The sequence below is a fragment of the Streptomyces malachitofuscus genome, from assembly GCF_055571035.1.
Window position 1 is genome coordinate 53,766 of the sequence record NZ_JBVIGA010000009.1, and the last position, 20,177, is coordinate 73,942.

Genomic DNA, 20,177 nt, shown 5'->3' on the forward strand with positions numbered 1-20,177 from the left:
TGTCGATCCCCCGGGGCTGAGGAGTTCCGCCGTGCTGCGTGTCGCCGTCATCGGTTCCGGACCGAGCGGGTGCTACACCGCCCAGAGCCTGGTCCAGCAGGACCCCCAGGTGCGCGTCGACGTCCTGGACCGGCTGCCTTGCCCGTACGGCCTGGTCCGCTACGGCGTGGCACCGGACCACGAGAAGATCAAGTCCCTGCAGAACAACCTGCGCGCGGTGCTCGAGCACGAGCGGGTGCGCTTCCTCGGCGGGGTGCCGGTCGGGCCGGGCGGCGTGCCGGTCACGCGGCTGCGCGAGCTGTACCACGCGGTGGTGTACTGCGTGGGGGCCGCCACGGACCGGCGGCTGGGCATCCCGGGCGAGGATCTGCCGGGCAGCTGGTCGGCGACCGAGTTCGTGGCCTGGTACAGCGCGCATCCGGACACGGTCCAGGAAGGTTTCCTGCGCGGAGTGCGGTCGGCGGTGGTCATCGGCGTCGGGAACGTCGCGGTGGACGTCACGCGCATGCTGGCCCGGGGCGTGACGGAACTGGCCCCGACCGACATGCCGCACGCGGCCCTGACCGCACTCGCGGCGAGCCGGGTGACGCTCGTTCACATGGTGGGCCGGCGCGGTCCGTCCCAGGCCCGGTTCACCACCAAGGAGCTGCGCGAGCTGGGGACGCTGCCGGACACCGCGGTCGCCGTGGATCCGGCCGATTCCGCGCTGGATCCGGCGTACACGGACCCGTCCGCGCTGCCCGCACCGCAGCGCCGCAACGTCGAGGTGCTGCGCGGCTGGGCCGGGGGGACGGCGGAGCCGGGCGCGCGGCGTCTGATCCGTCTGCGCTTCTTCCTCCGCCCGGCCGAGCTGATCGCCCGCGGGGGCAGGGTGGGCGCGGTGCGTTTCGAGCGGACGGCGCCGGACGGGCACGGAGGGATCACGGGCACCGGGCGGTTCGAGGAGATCGAGGCGCAGTTGGTGCTTCGGTCGGTGGGGTACCGCGGGGTACCGCTGGAGGGGGTGCCGTTCGACGCCACGGGAGGCACGGTGCCGCACCTCGCCGGGCGGGTGCTGCGCGGGGGCACCGTCGCTCCGGGCGAGTACGTGGCGGGCTGGATCAAGCGGGGCCCGACGGGCGTCATCGGCACGAACCGGTCCTGCGCCAAGGAGACGGTGACCTCCCTGCTGCAGGACGCCGTCCTCCTCAGGGAGCGCGACCTGCCCGGCGACCCCCTGACGGCACTGCGGGCCGAGGGCATCGAACCGGTCGGGTGGAAGGGCTGGCAGGCCATCGAGCGGGCCGAGGCACACCTGGGTGCCTCGCTCGGCCGGGGCACCGTGAAACTCCCCGACTGGGACAGCCTGCTCGCGGCGGCACGGGGAGCCGGCGCGTAGATCCGTCGGCCCCGCGGACGCCGCACGGCCCGGTGACCGCGGCGCGGCGGTCAGACCTCGCTTCGGCGGTCGGCCTGGCGGGTGGCAGCCGTGAGCAGGGTGTCGAGCAGGCCGGGGAACAGGGCTTCCAGGTCGTCGCGGCGCAACGCGTTCATCTTGGCCGTGCCCTCGTAGATCTGCCTGATCACGCCGCTCTCGCGCAGCACCCGGAAGTGGTGCGTGCTGGTGGACTTGGAGACCGGCACGTCGAAGTGCGAACAGGCCAGCGCGACGCCCTCGGCGGCGAGCTCGCGGACGACCCCCAGACGTACGGGGTCGGAGAGCGCGTGCAGCAAGCCCTCCAGCCGGATTTCGTCACACGTGGGGTGCGGCAGTTCACGGCTGCTGGGGACGGGGGCGGCGGTCGGCACGGCGGCGGCTCCACATGCGTTCGGGGAGGAACCTCCATTGTACGAGAGGCATCGTAGTTTGACATCCGACGTACTACGATGCCTATCGTACGAGCGCACCCCTCCCCGGACCCGCCGAATGGAGCCCCGACGTGAGCACGCTGTTCGAGCCCTACACCCTGCGCGCCGTGACGATCCCCAACCGCGTGTGGATGCCGCCCATGTGCCAGTACTCGGCCGCACCCGAGGGGCCCGAGGCCGGCGCGCCCGGCGACTGGCACTTCGCGCACTACGCGGCACGGGCGGCCGGCGGCACGGGCCTGATCGTCGTCGAGGCCACCGCCGTGTCACCGGAGGGCCGCATCTCGCCGTACGACCTCGGCATCTGGAACGACACCCAGGCCGAGGCATTCCGCCGCATCACCGGGTTCCTCGCCGCGCAGGGCACCGTCCCCGCCATCCAGCTCGCGCACGCCGGACGCAAGGCGTCGACCGGCCGCCCCTGGAAGGGCGGCGCACCGGTCGGGCCGCAGGACCACGGCTGGCAGCCGGTCGCCCCGAGTCCGCGCGCCTTCGCCGAGGGGCACCCCGTGCCCGACGAGCTGACCGTGGAGCAGATCCGGGAGATCGTCGACCGGTTCCGCGCCGCCGCCCGCCGCGCGCTCGCCGCCGGGTTCCAGATCGCCGAGATCCACGGCGCCCACGGCTACCTGATCAACGAGTTCCTCTCCCCGTACTCCAACCACCGCACCGACGCCTACGGCGGCTCGTACGAGAACCGGACGCGTTTCGCGCTCGAGGTGGTCGACGCCGTGCGCGAGGTGTGGCCGGACGACAAGCCGCTGTTCTTCCGCATCTCGGCCACGGACTGGGTGGAGGAGTCCGGCTGGACCGCCGACGACACCGTCCGCTTCGCCTCCGAACTGCACGCCCACGGCATCGACCTGCTCGACGTCTCCACGGGCGGCAACGCCTCCGGCGCCCGCATCCCGACCGGCCCCGGTTACCAGGTCCCCTTCGCCGCGCGGGTGCGCAACGAGACGCCGATGCCCGTGGCCGCCGTCGGACTGATCACCGAGGCAGGGCAGGCGGAGAAGATCCTGGCCAACGGCGAGGCGGACGCGGTGCTCCTCGGCCGTGAGCTGCTCCGCAACCCTTCGTGGGCCCGGCACGCCGCGCGTGAGCTGGGCGGCACGGTGCGGGTGCCGGACCAGTACCACCGGTCCGTCTGAGAGGCCCGCCCCACGTCGTCACCGGTGCCCCGGGATGCCCGTCGCATTCCGGGGCATCGGCGCGCGCGTTTCCTGGCCGAAAGTGATCCGTGCGGGCGTTGACCAGAAAGCGCTTACCCTCTACCTTCCGTTCAGCAGCGTGGCCCGTCCGCCCGAACCAACCGCACATGAGCCATGCTGACGAACGTCGTTCATGTACATGGCTTACACCCCCACACCACGACAGAAGGAACGACATGACATCCGCGACACGACCACGCGCCCGCGGGCGCGCACTCACAGGGTCCCTCGCCGCCTTGGGGCTCTCGGTTGGCATGCTCATGATTTCCGAAGCGCCGGCGGACGCCGCCACCTGGCCGACCCCCAACGGCAGCCAAGGCGTCTCCTCCACGATCGCCGTGTCCGGCACCAAGGACTACGGGATGAAACGCCTTTACGGCACGGGCGACCTGGGTTCGGGCGGCCAGGACGAGGACCAGGGCCCCATCCTCGAACTGGCGGACGGGGCGGTCCTGAAGAACGTCGTCCTCGGCGCCCCCGCCGCCGACGGCATCCACTGCAAGGGCTCGTGCACGCTGCAGAACGTCTGGTGGGAGGACGTCGGCGAGGACGCGGCGACGTTCAAGGGCAAGTCGTCGGGGTCGGTCTACACCGTCACCGGCGGCGGCGCCAGGGAGGCCAGTGACAAGGTCTTCCAGTTCAACGGCGCCGGGACACTGAACGTGTCGAACTTCGCGGTCAAGAACTTCGGCACCTTCATCCGCTCCTGCGGCAACTGCTCCACGCAGTACAAGCGGACGATCAACCTCAACACGATCGAGGTCACCTGGAAGGGCGGCAGGATCGCCGGCATCAACACCAACTACGGCGACAGCGCGACCCTGCGGAACATCACCATCGTCGGGGACAGCAGCAAGAAGATCGTTCCCTGCCAGAAGTACATCGGCAACGACGACGGCGACGAGCCGGACTCCAACGGCTCCGGCCCCGACGGCACGTACTGCAAGTACGCGTCGTCCGACATCACCTACCGGTAACCCCTCCGGGCAGCGGCCGTACGAGGCGTCCCGCGCGGCGTTTCGTACGGCCTGGCCGCTCCAGGGGCGTGCCCGCGCGGTCAGGCACCGCCCACACGCGAGCGCACCTCCCCCGTCAGCTCCCGCCGGTAGCCCGCATACGCGGCGCGCAGCGCCTCGCCCGGCCAGTCGGCGGGCAGCAGGGCGGCAGGCAGCACCGGATCGGCGAGCAGATGGCGCACCACGGCCGCGAACGCGGTCAGCCGGTCGGCGGGCCGGCCGGCGCGGTCGATGTGGCCGAGGAGCGCCCGCGCCGTGGCGGTCCAGGCGTCCAGCGGCCACAGGCTCGCGGCGAGTTCGCCGGCGGGCCGGGCGGGGCGGGCCGTGCAGCGCTCGGCCACCCCGTCGAGACCGGCGGGCAGACGGCGCTCCAGGTTGTCGGGGCGCAGCCACACGCCCTCGCGGAGCTCGGCCAGCCGGAGTGCGGCGAGCCGGGCCCGCAGGTCGGCCCGTTCCGCGGGGCCGCGGCCCGTCGCGGTGATCACCAGCAGCTCCCAGTCGCCGTCCCACGCGCGCGTGCGTGGCCGCAGGGACTCGTCCTGGCGGCGCTGACGGTCCAGCAGCCGGTCGCTGAGGCGGTACCCGGCGTCCGTGCGCCGCAGATCACCGGCGGCGACCATCCGGCTCAGCGCCGCGCGGAGCGTGGACCCCCCTACGTCGAAGCCCTCCACCAGCCGCGCGAGGTCCTTCGCCGTGAGCTCCGGCGGGTGGATGCCGAGCAGCAGGCTCAGGACGACCGACCGCGCGGAGAGCGGACGCAGCGGGAATTCGTTCGATGCCGCCGGTTCGTTCCTCCGCATGGGGCCGTACTCTACGTCGCCCATCGTGTTGCACGATTGCTGCGGCCGTAGGAATAGTGCAACACTCGGTGCCATGGCCACCACACTCGCGGACCAGCTGCAGCAGAACGGCGGCGCACCCGGCGCCGGCCACGACGTCACGCACGACGTCACCAATCAGCCCTCGCCCCTGACCCCCTACGACGCCTCCGACGACGCCGCCCTGCTGGAGGGCCTGCGGCGGGAGGGCGCCGGCTGGGCCGAGGAGGATCTGCGGCGGCTCGGCCGACTGGCCGGCAGCGCGCAGGCGCAGGAATGGAGCGATCAGGCCAACCGTCACGAGCCCGAGCTGCACACCCACGACCGGTACGGGCACCGGATCGACGAGGTGGAATTCCACCCCAGCTGGCACCACCTGATGCGTACGGCCGTCGCCGAGGGGCTGGCCGGCGCGCCCTGGGCGGACGACCGGCCCGGCGCGCACGTCGCCCGCACCGCGAAAGGACTGGTGTGGGGGCACACGGACGCGGGCCACGGCTGCCCGACGTCCATGACGTACGCGGCGGTGCCCGCCCTGCGCCGGCAGCCGGACCTGGCGACGGTGTACGAGCCGGGGCTGACCAGCCGTGAGTACGAGCCCGGGCTGAGCGTGCCGGCCGGCAAGCGCGGGCTGCTGGCCGGCATGGGGATGACCGAGAAGCAGGGCGGTTCCGACGTCCGGACCAACACCACCACGGCGGCACCGACCGCCGAGCCCGGCGTCCATACCCTGCGCGGACACAAGTGGTTCACCTCGGCGCCGATGTGCGACGTGTTCCTGGTGCTGGCGCAGGCCCCGGAGGGGCTGTCGTGCTTCCTGGTGCCGCGCGTCCTGCCCGACGGCACCCGCAACACGTTCCGCATCCAGCGGCTGAAGGAGAAGCTGGGCAACCGCTCCAACGCCTCGTCCGAGCCCGAGTTCGACGGCACGGTCGCCTGGCTGGTCGGCCCGGAGGGACAGGGTGTGAAGACCATCCTCGAGATGGTCAACTGCACCCGTCTGGACTGCGTGATGATGTCGGCGGCGCTGATGCGCAAGACCCTCGTGGAGGCGGGCCACCACGCGCGCCACCGCAGCGCGTTCGGGGCGCGGCTGGTGGACCAGCCGCTGATGCGCAATGTTCTGGCCGATCTGGCGCTGGAGTCCGAGGCCGCCACGGCCCTCACCCTGCGGCTGGCGGGAGCGGCGGACCGCGCGGTGCGCGGGGACGCCGGTGAGGCCGCCTTCCGCCGGATCGCGACCGCGGCGGGGAAGTACTGGGTCACCAAGCGCGGCCCGGCCTTCACCGCCGAGGCCCTGGAGTGCCTGGGCGGCAACGGCTACGTCGAGGAGTCCGGGATGCCCCGGCACTACCGCGAGGCCCCGCTGCTGTCGATCTGGGAGGGCTCGGGCAACGTCAACGCCCTCGACGTGCTGCGGGCACTCGGCCGGGACCCGGCCACCGCGCAGGCGCTCTTCGACGAACTCGCCCTGACGCGCGGGGCGGACGCCCGGCTGGACGCGGCGGTGGCCGGGCTGAAGGACCAGCTGGCGCAGGGCTCGCAGGCGAACGCCCGGCGGATGGTGGAGCGGATGGCGCTGACGCTGCAGGGTTCCCTCCTCGTCCGGCACGCCCCGTCCGCGGTCGCCGACGCCTTCTGCGCGACCCGGCTGGGCGGCGACTGGGGGCACGCCTTCGGCACGCTGCCCGCGACGGCCGGACTGGACGCGATCGTCGAGCGCGCGCTGCCGGGCGGGGTCTGACACGTCATCAAGCCACCGTGCGCACAGTTCGCGCACCGTCACCTCTCGGCTGCGCTTCGTTGTCGGTGCCGTGGTGCAGACTCACGGGCAGTTGTCACCTTCGCAGGAGGAGGACACCGTGTTCACGGGGATCGACGAGGTCGACTGGGCCGCGATGCGGCATGCGTACGGCAGCGCGGAGGACGTCCCCCGGCTGCTGCGGGGGCTGGCCTCCGCGGACGCCGCCGAGCGGGAGACCGCGCTCGACGGGATGTACGGCGCCGTGCACCACCAGGGAGATGTGTACGACTCGACGCTCGCCAGCATCCCGTTCCTCTTCGCGCTCGCCGTCCGCGCAGAGGTCCGGGACCGGGCGGGCATCGTGGAGCTGCTCGTCAGCATCGGCGGGGAGGGCGAGGAGGACGTCGAGGGGCCGTACGCACGGGCCCGGTCCGCGGTCCGGGCGGGGGCCGGCGTCTTCGCCGGGCTGCTGGGGGACCCCGACGCCGCGGTGCGGCGGACGGCGGCCGGCGCGGTCGTGCGGTTTCTCGACGAACCGGAGCGTGTCCTGGGCCTGTTGCGGGAGCGCGTCACCGTGGAGCGGGACGACCGCGTGCTGCTGGCGCTGACCGGGAGCCTGGGCCGGTTCGCCCGGCGGCACCCCCGGTGGGCCGACGGGGCGGTGGAACTGCTGGCGGCACAGAGCGCGCCGCCCTACGGTCCCGGGCTGCGGCTCGCCGCGCTGGGCCAGCTCGCCGGGTGCGCTCCCGAGCGGCTGCCCGCCGAACCGGTGCCGACGGTACTGCGGCTGCTCAGGGAGCGGGCGAGGCAGCGGCCCGCCGTCCCCGGCGAGCCGGACGGCCCGGCCACGGACACCCTCATCGGCCGGCTGCGCCGGCTGCGCCCCTCCGACGAGGAGGGGTCCCAGCTGCTGCGCACCCTGCACAACGCCCTCGACGGCCGGGTCGCCGACCGGATCGCCCTGCTGTCCGGACAGCTGGCGTGCCCCGATCCGGTCGACCGGTGCAACGCGGTGTGGATGTCCCCGGGACTGTTCCGCGCCTGGCGCGCCGACTACGCGGAGCCGGTCGCCCTGATCGGCGCCCAGCTCGCCGCGGACGACGACCGGTTGCGCGACGCCGCGGTCGCCGCCCTCGAGGAACTCTTCGAACTGGCCGCGCCGGCGGCCGACCACCTCCACGCTCTCCTGACGGACCACCCCGAACTGAGCGTGCACACATGGGAGCGCGGGGCGCCGACCCTGGGCCGCCCGCTGAAGACGCTCGCGAGGACCGGGGACCCACGGGCCGTCCCGTTCCTGGCCGACGTGCTCGCGGGCCCCGTCGTGCCCGACGACGTGGGACACGCCCTCGTCCCTCTGGGGCCTGCCGCGGCCCCTCTCGCGCCGGCACTGCGGCGGCGGCTGGCGGCACTCCCGCTCGACGCGGACGACCTGCACGCACGCGCCGGCTCCCTGCTGCCCGCACTGACGGCGCTCGGCGACGCCGAGGCGGTGCCGGTGGCCGTACGGATGCTGAACGGCATGCCGGGGGAACTCCGGCTGCGGGACGTGCTGGTGGCGTCCGCGCTGCGCCTTGTCGCCGCGTCCGGTGCCGCCGCACGGGAGGCGATACCGGCCCTGCGTTCCCTGCTGCCCGGTGAGAGCGGTGTGGCGGCGGCGGAGGCCCTGTGGGCGGTGGAGGGCGACCCGGAAGCGGTCCTGCCCGTCCTGCTCGCCGCGCTGGAGGACCCCGCGGGCCGTGCCCGCAGGGCGGCTGCCGAGGCGCTCGGGCGGCTGGGTCCCGCGGGCCGCCCCGGCCTGCCCGGGCTGCGGCGGCTCACCCGGTCCGCCGACCTGTGGGAGCGGACGTCCGCCGCGCAGGCCCTGTGGCAGGTCGCCGGGGAGCCGGAGACGGCGGTGGACGTGCTGTGCGCGGCCTGGGCCGAGAACCCGCACACCCGCCGTCCGACCGCCGCACTGGCGGTGCGGCTGGGCCCTGCGGGGACGCCCCTGCACGGCCTCCTGCGGGCGGAGGCGGCCTCGCCGCGACGGCACACCGCCGGTTCCGGCGGCTACGGCAGCCACGACATCCACGGCGACGAGGAGCTGCTGCGGACGTGCCGGCAGGCGCTGGCGCTCGCGTAGGCGTACGGGCCGCCGCACCGCGCCGACCTGCGGCGGAGACCGTTGCTGGGGTGACTGTCAGTGGTGGGGTGCACACTGACCCGTGTCCGGAATCAGGACGTCGAGGACGACGTCGCGGAGGTGATCGGCATGACCGAGGTACTGCTCGCCGTGGGCACCCGCAAGGGTCTGTTCATCGGGCGCCGGCGGGGTGGCGCCTGGGAGTTCGACGAAAGTCCCTACTTCAACGCGCAGGCCGTGTACTCGGTCGCGATCGACACCCGTGGGGCGAGCCCCCGACTGCTCGCCGGCGGCGACAGTGCGCACTGGGGTCCCTCGGTGTTCCACTCCGACGACCTCGGCCGCAGCTGGACCGAACCGGCTCGGCCCGCCGTCAAGTTCCCCCAGGACACGGGGGCTTCGCTGGAGCGGGTCTGGCAGCTGCACCCGGCCGCGGCCGAACCCGACGTGGTGTACGCGGGCACCGAGCCGGCCGCGCTCTACCGGTCGGAGGACCGCGGGGAGTCCTTCGAGCTGGTGCGGCCGCTGTGGGAGCACCCCACGCGTGCGAAGTGGATGCCGGGCGGCGGCGGTGAGGGCCTGCACACCGTGCTCACGGACGAGCGCGACGCGCGGGCCGTGACGGTGGCCGTCTCCACGGCGGGCGTGTTCCGCACCCTGGACGGCGGCGCGAGCTGGGCCCCGGCCAACTCCGGGGTGTCCGCGGTGTTCCTGCCGGACCCGAACCCGGAGTTCGGGCAGTGCGTGCACAAGGTCGCCCGGGACGCGGCGGACCCGGACCGGCTGTATCTGCAGAATCACTGGGGGGTGTACCGCAGCGACGACGCGGGCGGGCACTGGACGGACATCGGCGAGGGGCTGCCGTCGACATTCGGCTTCGCGGTGGTGGCCCATCCCCACCGCGGTGGCACCGCCTACGTGTTCCCCATCAACGCCGACTCCGACCGGGTGCCGGCCGACCGCCGCTGCCGGGTCTTCCGTACGGCGGACGCGGGCCGGAGCTGGGAGCCGCTCGCGGCGGGGCTGCCGCAGGGCGATCACTACGGCACGGTGCTGCGTGACGCGATGTGTCATGACGGCGCGGACCCGGCCGGAATCTACTTCGGCAACCGCAACGGCGAGGTGTACGCGTCGGACGACGACGGCGACAGCTGGCGTCAGCTGGCGGCACACCTGCCGGACGTGCTGTGCGTGCGGGCCGCGGTCGTGGGATGAGCCGGAGGGCGATCGCGCCGGGTGTCGGCCACTGGTTGATCTCCACCGCCGTCGCCGCAGTAGGGTGACGCCCGTGGCACCACGACCCTTGAACGAAATCGTCGAAGCAGGCTGGGCGAAGGCCCTGGAACCGGTGGCCCAACGGGTCTCCGCGATGGGGGACTTCCTGCGCGCGGAGATCGCCGCGGGACGCACCTACCTCCCGGCCGGAGCGAACGTCCTACGGGCCTTCCAGCAGCCCTTCGACGAGGTACGCGTCCTGATCGTCGGGCAGGACCCGTACCCGACCCCGGGCCACGCGGTGGGGCTGTCGTTCTCGGTCGCGCCCGAGGTGCGGCCGCTGCCCGGCAGCCTCGTCAACATCTTCCGGGAGCTGAACACCGACCTCGGCCTGCCGCAGCCGTCGAACGGCGATCTCACGCCGTGGACCGAGCAGGGGGTGCTGCTGCTCAACAGGGCGCTGACGACGGCTCCGCGCAAGCCCGGCGCCCACCGCGGCAAGGGCTGGGAGGAGGTCACCGAGCAGGCGATACGGGCGCTGGCCGGACGGGGCAAGCCGCTGGTGTCCATCCTGTGGGGGCGCGATGCCCGCAACTGCCGTCCGCTGCTGGGGAATCTGCCCGCGGTGGAGTCCGCCCATCCGTCCCCCATGTCCGCCGACCGCGGGTTCTTCGGCTCGCGCCCGTTCAGCCGGGCCAACGACCTGCTGATCCGTCAGGGCGGCCAGCCGGTGGACTGGCGCCTGCCGTGACCGGGACCGGCTTCCTCGCCGTGGACTCGGGGGGCTCCGGTCTGCGGGTCGTCGTCGGGGCCGGCGGACGCGGTCCGCTGGCCCGGACCGCGTCGAAGGAGCCGGTGCGGACCGGGACCCATGGCATCGACCCGGAACACTTCCTGGAACAACTGGTCCCGATGGCACGGGCGTTGTGCTCCGAGGCGGGTGTCGGGCGGTTGGACTCGGCCGCCGTCGGCGCGGCCGGGCTGGCCAGTCTGGGGGACGCCCTGCGCGCGGAACTGCCGGGCGCGCTCTCCCGGGAACTGGGCGTGCGGAGGCTGGTGCTGGCCGCCGACGCCGTCACCGCCTATGTGGGTGCCCTCGGGCCGCGGCCCGGTGCGGTGATCGCCGGGGGCACCGGCCTCATCGCGATCGGCACCGATCTGACGGGCTGGCGCCGGGCGGACGGCTGGGGTCATCTGCTCGGCGACTGCGGCGGAGGCGCCTGGATCGGACGGGCGGGTCTGGAGGCGGCGCTGCGCGCCCATGACGGGCGCGGGGGCGGCTCCGTCCGGCTGCTGGAGAGCGCGGAGGAGGTGTTCGGGCCGGTGACCGGACTGCCGGGCCTGGTGTATCCCCGCAGCGACCGGCCGGCCGTGCTCGCGTCGTTCGCCCCGCGGGTCGGCGAGTGCGCGGCCGGCGGCGACCCCGTCGCCGCGGGCATCCTGCGCGCGGCGGCCCGGCACATGGCCGACTCGGCGGCGGCGGTGTGTCCGGCGGGAGGCGAGCCGGCGGTCGGCCTCACCGGCGGACTGTTCGGCATGGGGGCCGTGCTGCTCGATCCCGTGGACGAGGAACTGGTGAAGCGGCTGCCGTCGGCGCGGCGGATCAGGGCCGAGGGTGATCCGCTGCACGGGGCGGTACGTATCGCGGAGGACCTCACCAGCGATTCCTTCGCTCTTCCGGGTGACGAGAAGCTGCTGAGCGTGACGTACGACCGGTGAGAACGTCACTCGCGCAACCGGCGCCCGTACGTAACTCTCCAGACAAAACCGGACGGATACCGCTCACCTGCCCCCTCCCCGAACAGGGGAGCCCAGGAAGCCACTAACATGCCGCAACATGAGCACCCCCACTGGGCCCGCGTCCGGCCTGCCAGTACGAATGCCGCGCCCCCGCCAGCCCGGACGGCACCGCCGTCCCGAACCCCTGGTGGCTCCCGAGGACGCGCCCGCGCTCGTCCTCGCCGTGCCGGGTACGCCCAGTAGTGCCACCCGTTCGCTCGCCGACGAGGTCGTCAGCATCGCCCGTTCCGAGCTGCCCGGTCTGGACGCCCGGATCGGCCATCTGGAAGGCGATGACGAGTTCCCGTCGCTGACGTCCGTCCTCGCGCACGCGGCCGAGGAGCGCACGGCCCGCTTCGAGCAGGCCCGTGCCGTCGGCCTGGACGTCAAGGAGCCCGACGGCCCCGTCGCCGTCGTCGTGCCCCTGCTCGCCGGCCCGGACAGCGCGCTGCTGCGCCAGGTCCGCCAGGCCGTGATGGACAGCCGCGTCGCCGCCGAGCTGACCGATGTGCTGGGCCCGCACCCGCTGCTCGCCGAGGCTCTGCACGTCCGTCTGTCGGAGGCGGGCCTGGCCCGCGCCGACCGCGCCCGGCTGTTCACCGTGGCGACCGCCGCGGACGGCATCATCCTCGCCTCCGTGGGCGGTGACGAGGCCGTGCAGGCGGCCGGGATCACCGGGATGCTGCTCGCCGCGCGCCTCGCCGTGCCGGTGATGGCGGCCGCCCTGGACCAGGAGGGTTCCATCGCCTCCGTGGCCGAGCAGCTGCGCGGCTCCGGTTCGCAGCAGCTGGCGCTGGCGCCGTACCTGATCGGCCCGGAGATCGACGCGAGCCTGATCGAGGAGGCCGCGAAGGAGGCGGGATGCTCCGCCGCCGAGGCGCTCGGCCCGTACCCGGCGATCGGCAAGCTGGCGCTGGCCAAGTACACGACCGCGCTGGGCATCGCCCCGCAGCAGGCGCAGAGCACCCCGGCCCACTGAGGCGACGGGGTCACGCAGGACGCCGAAAGGGCCCGCTCCGGAATGTCCGGGGCGGGCCCTTCGTCGTGACCGGGGCGCCGGTCAGCCCAGGACCACGCAGGAAGCGGCGGGCACCGGCACGGAGCCGCCGCGCCGCGGCATTCCCGTGTCCGGGTCGAGCGAGAACCAGGTCACGTCGCCGGAGCGCTCGTTCGCGACGTACAGCACCCCGTCCCAGGCGGTGATCGCGCGAGGCCAGCGACCGCCGCAGGACACGGTGGCGAGTGGGGTCAGCGCCCTGCCGCCCGCCTCGACCGCGAACACGGAGAGGACGTCCTCGCCGCGGGTCGCGGTCCACACGAAGCGGCCGTCGGGCGAGACGGCCACACCGGAGGGATACGCGTCGCCGGCGGGGGTGCCGGGCAGGACCGGGATCTCGGCGAGCGGCTTCAGCAGGCCGTCGGCGGCTTCCCAGCGGCAGACGACGAGCGAGGGGCTGAGTTCGTTGAGGACGTACGCGCAGGCACCGTCCGGGTGGAAGGCCAGGTGGCGCGGTCCCGAGCCCGGACGCAGGGCGATCTCCCGGTGCGGCACGAGAGCGCCGCCGGTCAGGGTGCACACCCGCACCGAGTCCGTGCCGAGGTCGACGCCCACCGCCCAGCGGCCGCTGGGGTCGGGCTGCACCTGGTGGACGTGCGGGCCCTGCTGGCGCTGCGGATGAGGGCCGGAGCCGCTGTGCCGGAGCACCCCGGAGACGGCGCGCGAGAGAGAGCCGTCCGGACGCACCGGTACGGCGCTCACGCTGCCGGATCCGTAGTTCGCGGTGAGGACGTGACCGGCGAAGAGGCTGAGATGGGCCGGACCGCTGCCGTCCACCGGAACCGCGCGCCCGGCCGGTTCCGGTCCGCTCCCGGTCACCCGGAACGCGGCCACGGCACCCTCCGCGGTCTCGCTGACCGCGTACAGCATGCGCCCGTCCGGCGACAGGGCCAGCCAGGACGGATCGGACACGGCGTCCACGCTGCCCAGGAGGGTCAGCGCACCGCTGCCCGGGTCGACGGTCGCGGTGACGATGCCCGGGCCGCCCGCGGCCGTGAACGATCCGATGAACGCCCGCCGTCTGCCGTCCGCCACGACTGTCCCCTCTCGTTGGATGCAGACCCGGGGTGACGGTAGCAGTCGATCACGGAAGGTCTAGACCAAGAGGAAGCCGTGGGTCGTTCCGCGCGTCCCGAGCGGGATCAGGCACCGACCTGCGGAGACCCGGAGGGTGCCCGCAGCGGCGCGGCGAGTTCGGCGAGGGCCCGCTCCAGGCCGTGCAGATGGGCCAGGGCGGGTTCCGAGGCCGCAGGTGCCGTGCGTGCCGCGAAGTCCCGGCCGCCGGTGAGCGCCTCCACCGCGGCCTCCACCCGCCAGCAGGCGGCGGTCAGCCGGACGTCGTGCGAGGCCTCCGGGTCGGCGGCGACGGCGACGAGCCCGCGGATCTCCCGGGCACAGTCGTCCAGCAGGGCGAGCACCCGGCGGGCTCGCCGCTTGCGGCCGAGCATGGGGTTCAGCGGGTGCACCAGCGGGGCGACCGAGAGGCGCACCCGGGCGAGCAGCTGCTCCAGCTCCGTCACCAGCGGTGCCGGATCGGCGCCGGGAGTTCCGGCCAGCCGCGCGGCGGCCTCGGCCGTGCACGCGTGGACGCAGCGCAGGGCCCGCTGGATCCAGGTGTCGGTGATGCTGTGCGTGGTCACGGGCAGGACGAACGCCACCGCCAGCACGGCGCCGAGCGCGCCGACGCCGGTCTCCACGAGCCGCAGCGCCAGCAGCCCGGGGGACAGCACGCCCAGCAGGCCGTAGAGCATGGCGGCGAGCACCGTCACCCAGAGCATCATCCAGGTGTAGGACACGGCGGCGGTGTAGAAGATCCCGAACACGGAGACGGCGACGACCAGGGCCGTGAGCGCCCCCTCCCCGTGGACGGGAACGGCGACGAACAGCGCGAGGCCGATGCCGAGGACGGTGCCCAGCACCCGCCGGAAACCGCGTACCAGGGTCTCGCCGCGCGACGTGGTGTTGACGAAGACCCACCAGGTGGCGCCGACGGCCCAGTACCAGCGCTGTCCGGACACCAGCTGGCCCACGACCAGGGCGAATCCCGCCCCGGCGGTCGCCTGGACCGCTTGGCGGGTGGTCACCCGGGCCAGCCCGGTGCCTGCGGGCGGCGCCGGTACGACGGCCGGGGGGAGCCGGCGTTCGTAGCACCACAGTCCGAAGCGCACCCCGGCCGCGGCGAGCACGGACAGCAGGACCGAGGCGTACAGCTCGGGAAGCTGGGCCGTCCGCGCGTGCAGGAACTGCGCGACGAAGTACGTCATGAACGCGAACACGCCGAGGCTGTGTCCGCGGGGACCCCAGCGCCGGGCGTACACGCCCAGCCCCACGACGGCGAGGAAGGTGAGGTCACGTGCCACGGGGTGGTCGTGCAGCACGGCCGCGGCGGCGAGCACCGGCAGGCCGGCGGCGGGCAGCAGCGCCGTGGTGACGGCCTGTTGGCGGACCGTGGCATCGGTGACGGTGAACAGGGCGAGCAGCGCGGCGAGCCCGCCGGTGACGGCACCGGTGAGCGAGTGTCCGGCCAGGCCGCAGACGACGACGGCCAGCCCGATACCGAGCACGGCCCGCGCCGCGAAGCGCAGCCGCGTGCGGCCGGGGTCCGGAGCCATGAACACCCTCTTCAGCACGTACCGCCCCCTGGGATGTGATGGTGTGCACCGTGGCATGAAAAAGGCGCCGCGGGGTCCGCAGCGCCATCGACGCATCCATATCAGCATCTCCACCACCAGTGGCTCAACTGGCTCATGTGAAAGTGGGCCATTGGTACAGTACTGACGGCACTTCCACGGCCATCGACGTGCCAATGGCCGACGCGGGAACCAGGAACCTCATGGCGGTGGACGAGCTCGACACCCGCATCCTGCGGCTGCTTCTGACGCGGCCGCGCACCAGCGTGCGCGAGTACGCCCGGATTCTCGGGGTGGCCCGCGGCACCCTGCAGGCCCGTCTCGACCGGATGGAGCGGGAGGGCGTCATCACCGGCACCGGGCCCGCCCTCTCCCCCGCCGCACTCGGGCACCCCGTGCTCGCGTTCGTGCACATCGAGGTCACCCAGGGGCACCTGGACGAGGTGGGTGAGGCGCTCGCCGCCGTACCGGAGATCGTCGAGGCGTTCTCCATCACCGGCGGCGGTGATCTGCTGACCCGGGTCGTGGCGCGCGACAACGCCCATCTGGAGGACGTGGTCCAGAAGCTGATCAGTCTGCCCGGCGTGGTCCGCACGCGCAGTGAGGTGGCGTTGCGCGAGCGCGTCCCGCACCGGCTGCTGCCACTGGTGGAGTCGATCGGCCGGACGGTGCGGAAGTGAGCCCTGCCATCCTGGTCCCATGAGCACGCTCGGCACTCTCTCGGTCATCTTCGATCTCGACGGAACGCTCGTGGACAGCGAGCCGAACTACTACGTGGCCGGGCGTCAGACGCTCGCCGAGTACGGGGTCCCGGACTTCTCCTGGTCGGAGCACGAGCGTTACGTCGGGATCAGCACGCGGGAGACGATCACCGACTGGAGGCGGCGGTACGGCCTGTCGGCCCCGGTCGAGGAACTCCTCGCCGTCAAGAACGGCCACTATCTGAGGCTGGCCGGCGCCTCGACACGGGTGTACCCGGAGATGCGGGCGTTCGTGGAGCTGCTGGCGGCCGAGGGCGTCCCGATGGCCGTGGCCTCCGGTTCCTCGCCCGAGGCGATCGGGGCAATCCTTGCCGGGACGGGCCTGGACGCGTATCTGCGCACCGTCGTCCCTGCCGACGAGGTCGCGCACGGAAAGCCGGCCCCCGACGTCTTCCTGGAGGCGGCCCGCAGGCTCGGCGCGGACCCGGCCGACTGTGTCGTCCTCGAGGACGCCGCGCCGGGCGCCGCCGCCGCGCACGCGGCCGGGATGCGCTGCATCGCCGTCCCGTACGTCGCCGCGCAGGCCGACGCCCCGGAGTTCGCCACCGCCGGTCTGCTGCTGCCGGGCGGGCAGGCGGAGTTCACGGCGCGGGCCGCGCACGCCTGGCTCGCGGACACCCGCCCGCGCTCCTGACGGAGACCCGCCGGCATGTGATCTTGGGCACGTTCGCTCGCGTGCCGTCCGGGGCCACCGGGTGGCTCCGGCACGGCCCCGTTCGCCCAGGTCCGCACGGCGAGGCCCTTGTGAGGCGGAAGCGCGCTGGTCACACGCCCGCGGTCCCCGGTGAACGCCGGTCCGGTGGGCCGCGCCGACGGGGACGGCGGTGACGCGGAAGGCCGCCCACGCGTTCCACGGCGACCGAAAATTCTTTCCCGGACGGTGATTGTCTCGCGCCTGACGTCCGTACTTCCTGCTGTTGGGCCGTTCATATCCCAGGAGGCACGATGCGCATCTCGCGCAGCACGGCAGGAACCGCGTTCGTGGGCGGAGCCATGATCCTCACCCTCACCGCGCTCGCCTATCCCACCATGCTGGGCGTACAGAACACATCGTCCAAGCCGGACCGGGTGGTGGCCAACACGAACTACGGCCCGCTCACCGAGGCCGACCGCGACTTCGTGGTCAAGGTGCGCGCGGCCGGACTGTGGGAGCACCCGCTGGGGCTGCTGGCGATGGAGCGGGGGACGACGCCCGAGATGAAGGAGGCCGGCGAGCATCTGGTCGTCGGCCACGGCCGCCTCGACGCGTCCTGCCGCAAGATCTCCGTGGAGCTCGGCATCACCTTGCCGAACGTGGCGTCGCCGCAGCAGCAGGGGTTCGTGGAGACGGTGAAGGCCACCAGCGGCAAGGAGTTCGACTCCACGGCGGTGAACATCATGCGCGTGACGCACGGGCAGATCTTCCCGGCCATCGCCAACATCCGGGCCAACACCAGGAACACCCTGGTGCGGCAGCTGGCCGACCAGGCCAACGACACGGTGCTCGACCACATCACGGTGCTGGAGAAGACGGGCCTGGTCAATCACGAGCAGGTCAACTTCCAGCAGACCAGCCCGCCCAAGATGCCGCGGGAGGCGGTGACGCCGCCTGCGCCGCAGCCGGGTGCGCAGGTCCTCGCGCTGGAGATCCCCGAGGAGCTGGAGGACCTCAACACGGCCTCGCCGGCCCCGTCACCGTCCCCGACGGTCAAGTAGGGCGGCGGACCGGTCCGGTCACGACCCGCGGCGGGGCCTGCCCCGCCGCGGGTTCTTCGTCGTGCCTCCGGCGCCCGACCGGCGGCCGCGGCCGGCGGACCCGCCGGCCGGCTGCCGGCGCCGGGCGTCGCCGTCGCTCCGCCCGCCCTTCTTCTCCCGCGCCGGCTGCTGCGCCCGGCCGCGGGTGCTGTTGACGGTGCGGCCGCGGACGATCCCGATGAAGTCCTCCACCCGGTCCGTGGTCGCCGCCTCGGGCCAGGACAGGGCCACACTCGACTCGGGGGCCGCTGTGAGCGGCCGGTGGGTGAGGTCCTTGCGGTGATGCAGCCGGGCGAGCGACAGCGGTACGACGAGTACGCCGATCCCGGCCGCGACGAGCTCGATCGCGTCGGCCGTGGTGGCCGGACGTTCCAGGGCGGGTCGTCCCGGCAGGCTCTCCCAGGAGAGGACGTCGTCGAGGGGGTGCAGCACGATGTCGTCGGCGAGGTCCTCGGGGGACACCGTGTCGGCCGCCGTGACGAGGTGGTCCCTCGGCACCACGACGACCGTCTGCTCGGTGTAGAGGGGAATGGCGCTGAACACCGTACGGTCGACGGGCAGCCGGACGAGGCCCGCGTCGGCCTGACCGCCCAGCAGCAGCCCCTGCGCCGCGTCGGCGGGGACCTGGGTGAGGGTCAGCGAGATGTCGGGCAGCCGCTCGTTCCAGACGCGCACCCATTTGTCGGGCATCACGCCGGGCACGTACACGAGCCGGAACGAGGGGGACACTTCCGAGCCTGTCACCTGGCCAGGTTACCGGCCGTGGTCGGCGGCGGTGCACACGCTCGATACCCTGGACGCCATGACGCAGCACCAGAGCACCCAGACGATGAAGCCCGCGACCGCGGCGAAGAAGCTGGGTGTGTACCTCGAGGCCACCCCCGCCGAGTTCCGGGAGGGTGCCGTCTCGCGCGCCGAGCTCAACGCGCTCCAGGCGGACCCGCCGCAGTGGCTGCGGGATCTGCGGCGTGACGGACCGCACCCCCGCCCGGTGGTCGCGGCGAAGCTGGGCGTGTCCATCGCCGGTCTCGCGCGCGGCGGAGTCACCGAGCCCCTCACCACCGAGCAGATCGAGGCGCTGAAGCAGGAGCGCCCCGAGTGGCTGGAGCGGGAGCGCGCCACCCAGGCAGAGGTCCGCAAGGAGGCTGCGCGCCTCAAGAAGCGCGACCAGGAGCGCGCGGAACGCGGCAACTGACTCGGGCACGCCTCTGAAACCCGAGTGCGCGGGCGTGCACCCACCCCCGGCCGGATCTCCCGGCCGGGGGTGTTCTCGTCTCCCCCGGCTCTTCGGTGTCCGCGTCCCGGGCGGCCGAAAACGCCAGCCCGCGCCACCCCTTCCGATGGATAGAAATATCTATCAACATGGCCCGTACCGCACGCGCCCGCAGCGGCGCAGCCGACCGCGCCCGGGGTGGGACATGCACAGCGTCATGTGGAAGCAAGCCGTCGAATGGCTGGCCGCGGCGGCCACCGATCCCCAGGAGTGCAAACGGCAGTGGGACCACGGCAAGGGGACGGTGCTGCTCGCGGCGGGCCGGTACTGGGACGTGCTCAGCGTGCCCGACCGGCTCGGCCTCCTCGCCCTCGACATCCTGTGGCGTGATCCACTGAAGGCACCCGGACCGACGCTGGTGGACGTCACGGCACGCAGGGTGGGGTTCTTCCTGCCGCCCGATCCGGTCAGTGAGTGGGTGGGGTTCGGGGTGCGGCACGTCGGCCGGGGGTCCTGGGTCGCCGTCCCGCCGCCGTACCGGCCCGCCGGCCGGCTCGAATGGCTCGTCCCTCCGGACGGCACCGGCACGCTGCACGCACCCGTTCCGCTCGAGCTGGCCCTGCGCCGGGCAACCGGCACGCTCGCCGTGCTGGCGCCGGTCAGCGCGGAGCCCGCGGTGCCGGACTGCTGGTGACGTCCTCGCGGCTGTACTCGGCGGGCGGCCGCAGCACGGGGACGGGAAAGGGCACGGGCAGCACCGTCGCGCGCCCGCTCGCCGTCGCGGCGGCGAAGGAGGCCCACAGGCCGTCGCGGTGCCCCGGAACCGTGTGACCTCTGGCCCGCCACTCCGCGACGAGCGTCGCGTAGATCGGCGTGTGCCCCGCGTACCCGCTGGTGAGTTCGGCGTACGTCCGGCGTGCGGCGTCATGTCCGAGAAGGCGCCGCGCCGTCCCAGTGCTGTCCATGCCGGAGCAACGCGCCGTCGTGCGCCGGTGGTACGCGGTGGTCTCCGAGATCCGCCCGGTC

20 protein-coding genes are annotated in these 20,177 nt (G+C 73.5%); 14 read left to right on the forward strand and 6 right to left on the reverse strand.

The features are described 5' to 3' along the window. The first annotated feature begins 31 nt into the window (after positions 1 to 31). Positions 32 to 1,378, forward strand: coding sequence for an FAD-dependent oxidoreductase (locus ACZ44S_RS15010; RefSeq protein ID WP_466928680.1), 1,347 nt, complete (start codon positions 32 to 34; stop codon positions 1,376 to 1,378). Between the two features lie 50 nt (positions 1,379 to 1,428). Here the strand turns inward: ACZ44S_RS15010 and ACZ44S_RS15015 are convergent, their stop codons facing one another. After that, positions 1,429 to 1,788 (reverse strand): ArsR/SmtB family transcription factor, encoded by a 360-nt coding sequence (locus tag ACZ44S_RS15015; RefSeq protein ID WP_466928683.1) that lies wholly within the window; start codon positions 1,786 to 1,788, stop codon positions 1,429 to 1,431. A 131-nt stretch (positions 1,789 to 1,919) separates the two neighbouring features. Between ACZ44S_RS15015 and ACZ44S_RS15020 the strand changes: the two genes are divergently transcribed. Further along, entirely contained in the window at positions 1,920 to 2,999 is a 1,080-nt protein-coding gene (locus ACZ44S_RS15020) for an NADH:flavin oxidoreductase/NADH oxidase (protein ID WP_466928686.1), read from the forward strand. A 236-nt stretch (positions 3,000 to 3,235) separates the two neighbouring features. Further along, the gene (locus ACZ44S_RS15025) at positions 3,236 to 4,036 is read left to right on the forward strand and encodes a pectate lyase (RefSeq protein ID WP_466928688.1); all 801 of its coding nucleotides are present in this window, start codon (positions 3,236 to 3,238) and stop codon (positions 4,034 to 4,036) included. An 80-nt stretch (positions 4,037 to 4,116) separates the two neighbouring features. Here ACZ44S_RS15025 and ACZ44S_RS15030 read toward each other — a convergent pair whose 3' ends face one another. After that, positions 4,117 to 4,875 (reverse strand): PaaX family transcriptional regulator C-terminal domain-containing protein, encoded by a 759-nt coding sequence (locus tag ACZ44S_RS15030; RefSeq protein ID WP_466928691.1) that lies wholly within the window; start codon positions 4,873 to 4,875, stop codon positions 4,117 to 4,119. Positions 4,876 to 4,948: 73 nt separating this feature from the next. On the opposite strand from ACZ44S_RS15030, the gene ACZ44S_RS15035 reads away from it, so the two are divergent. From ACZ44S_RS15035 to ACZ44S_RS15060, 6 genes are all read left to right on the forward strand, one after another. Next, positions 4,949 to 6,637 carry an acyl-CoA dehydrogenase family protein gene (locus ACZ44S_RS15035; RefSeq protein WP_466928693.1) on the forward strand — a complete coding sequence of 563 codons (1,689 nt, stop codon included), beginning with the start codon at positions 4,949 to 4,951 and terminating at the stop codon, positions 6,635 to 6,637. Between the two features lie 118 nt (positions 6,638 to 6,755). Next, positions 6,756 to 8,762: a HEAT repeat domain-containing protein gene (locus ACZ44S_RS15040; RefSeq protein WP_466928695.1), complete on the forward strand. Its 2,007-nt coding sequence runs from the start codon at positions 6,756 to 6,758 to the stop codon at positions 8,760 to 8,762. 60 nt (positions 8,763 to 8,822) lie between these two features. After that, positions 8,823 to 9,977: a WD40/YVTN/BNR-like repeat-containing protein gene (locus ACZ44S_RS15045; protein ID WP_466928697.1), complete on the forward strand. Its 1,155-nt coding sequence runs from the start codon at positions 8,823 to 8,825 to the stop codon at positions 9,975 to 9,977. A 73-nt stretch (positions 9,978 to 10,050) separates the two neighbouring features. Further along, the gene (locus ACZ44S_RS15050; protein ID WP_190163540.1) at positions 10,051 to 10,728 is read left to right on the forward strand and encodes a uracil-DNA glycosylase; all 678 of its coding nucleotides are present in this window, start codon (positions 10,051 to 10,053) and stop codon (positions 10,726 to 10,728) included. After that, positions 10,725 to 11,696, forward strand: coding sequence for an N-acetylglucosamine kinase (locus ACZ44S_RS15055; RefSeq protein WP_466928699.1), 972 nt, complete (start codon positions 10,725 to 10,727; stop codon positions 11,694 to 11,696). Before ACZ44S_RS15050 ends, ACZ44S_RS15055 begins: the two co-directional genes overlap by 4 nt. 118 nt (positions 11,697 to 11,814) lie before the next feature. Continuing rightward, positions 11,815 to 12,735 carry a sirohydrochlorin chelatase gene (locus ACZ44S_RS15060; RefSeq protein ID WP_466928701.1) on the forward strand — a complete coding sequence of 307 codons (921 nt, stop codon included), beginning with the start codon at positions 11,815 to 11,817 and terminating at the stop codon, positions 12,733 to 12,735. Positions 12,736 to 12,816: 81 nt separating this feature from the next. Here ACZ44S_RS15060 and ACZ44S_RS15065 read toward each other — a convergent pair whose 3' ends face one another. After that, on the reverse strand, positions 12,817 to 13,848 hold the full coding sequence (locus ACZ44S_RS15065; protein ID WP_466928704.1) for a lactonase family protein: 1,032 nt from the start codon (positions 13,846 to 13,848) through the stop codon (positions 12,817 to 12,819). A gap of 107 nt (positions 13,849 to 13,955) precedes the next feature. Next, a complete protein-coding gene (locus ACZ44S_RS15070) occupies positions 13,956 to 15,443 on the reverse strand; it encodes an FUSC family protein (protein ID WP_466928707.1) in 1,488 nt (495 codons plus the stop codon). Positions 15,444 to 15,646: 203 nt separating this feature from the next. Between ACZ44S_RS15070 and ACZ44S_RS15075 the strand changes: the two genes are divergently transcribed. From ACZ44S_RS15075 to ACZ44S_RS15085, 3 genes are all read left to right on the forward strand, one after another. After that, entirely contained in the window at positions 15,647 to 16,123 is a 477-nt protein-coding gene (locus ACZ44S_RS15075) for an Lrp/AsnC family transcriptional regulator (protein WP_190163749.1), read from the forward strand. Between the two features lie 19 nt (positions 16,124 to 16,142). Continuing rightward, positions 16,143 to 16,838, forward strand: a complete 696-nt coding sequence (locus tag ACZ44S_RS15080) for an HAD family hydrolase (RefSeq protein ID WP_466928709.1) — start codon at positions 16,143 to 16,145, stop codon at positions 16,836 to 16,838. 311 nt (positions 16,839 to 17,149) lie between these two features. After that, positions 17,150 to 17,899, forward strand: coding sequence for a DUF4142 domain-containing protein (locus ACZ44S_RS15085; RefSeq protein WP_466928711.1), 750 nt, complete (start codon positions 17,150 to 17,152; stop codon positions 17,897 to 17,899). 18 nt (positions 17,900 to 17,917) lie between these two features. Here the strand turns inward: ACZ44S_RS15085 and ACZ44S_RS15090 are convergent, their stop codons facing one another. Beyond that, entirely contained in the window at positions 17,918 to 18,682 is a 765-nt protein-coding gene (locus ACZ44S_RS15090; RefSeq protein WP_466928713.1) for a LysR family transcriptional regulator substrate-binding protein, read from the reverse strand. A gap of 58 nt (positions 18,683 to 18,740) precedes the next feature. Here ACZ44S_RS15090 and ACZ44S_RS15095 point away from each other — a divergent pair, with 58 nt between their 5' ends. Beyond that, positions 18,741 to 19,133 (forward strand): DUF5997 family protein, encoded by a 393-nt coding sequence (locus tag ACZ44S_RS15095; RefSeq protein ID WP_190163548.1) that lies wholly within the window; start codon positions 18,741 to 18,743, stop codon positions 19,131 to 19,133. Positions 19,134 to 19,356: 223 nt separating this feature from the next. Beyond that, positions 19,357 to 19,845 carry a hypothetical protein gene (locus ACZ44S_RS15100; RefSeq protein WP_466928716.1) on the forward strand — a complete coding sequence of 163 codons (489 nt, stop codon included), beginning with the start codon at positions 19,357 to 19,359 and terminating at the stop codon, positions 19,843 to 19,845. On the opposite strand, the gene ACZ44S_RS15105 is transcribed toward ACZ44S_RS15100, so the two are convergent. Further along, on the reverse strand, positions 19,811 to 20,116 hold the full coding sequence (locus ACZ44S_RS15105) for a hypothetical protein (RefSeq protein ID WP_466928719.1): 306 nt from the start codon (positions 20,114 to 20,116) through the stop codon (positions 19,811 to 19,813). The genes ACZ44S_RS15100 and ACZ44S_RS15105 overlap by 35 nt on opposite strands. Positions 20,117 to 20,177: the final 61 nt, after the last annotated feature.

Bases quoted from the DNA above. Each gene is read 5' to 3' on its own strand.
- ACZ44S_RS15025 (WP_466928688.1), top strand. From the start codon at position 3,236: ATGACATCCGCGACACGACCACGCGCCCGCGGGCGCGCACTCACAGGG.
- ACZ44S_RS15030 (WP_466928691.1), bottom strand. From the start codon at position 4,875: ATGCGGAGGAACGAACCGGCGGCATCGAACGAATTCCCGCTGCGTCCG.
- ACZ44S_RS15035 (WP_466928693.1), top strand. From the start codon at position 4,949: ATGGCCACCACACTCGCGGACCAGCTGCAGCAGAACGGCGGCGCACCC.
- ACZ44S_RS15060 (WP_466928701.1), top strand. From the start codon at position 11,815: ATGAGCACCCCCACTGGGCCCGCGTCCGGCCTGCCAGTACGAATGCCG.
- ACZ44S_RS15075 (WP_190163749.1), top strand. From the start codon at position 15,647: ATGGCGGTGGACGAGCTCGACACCCGCATCCTGCGGCTGCTTCTGACG.
- ACZ44S_RS15080 (WP_466928709.1), top strand. From the start codon at position 16,143: ATGAGCACGCTCGGCACTCTCTCGGTCATCTTCGATCTCGACGGAACG.
- ACZ44S_RS15085 (WP_466928711.1), top strand. From the start codon at position 17,150: ATGCGCATCTCGCGCAGCACGGCAGGAACCGCGTTCGTGGGCGGAGCC.
- ACZ44S_RS15095 (WP_190163548.1), top strand. From the start codon at position 18,741: ATGACGCAGCACCAGAGCACCCAGACGATGAAGCCCGCGACCGCGGCG.
- ACZ44S_RS15100 (WP_466928716.1), top strand. From the start codon at position 19,357: ATGCACAGCGTCATGTGGAAGCAAGCCGTCGAATGGCTGGCCGCGGCG.
- ACZ44S_RS15105 (WP_466928719.1), bottom strand. From the start codon at position 20,116: ATGGACAGCACTGGGACGGCGCGGCGCCTTCTCGGACATGACGCCGCA.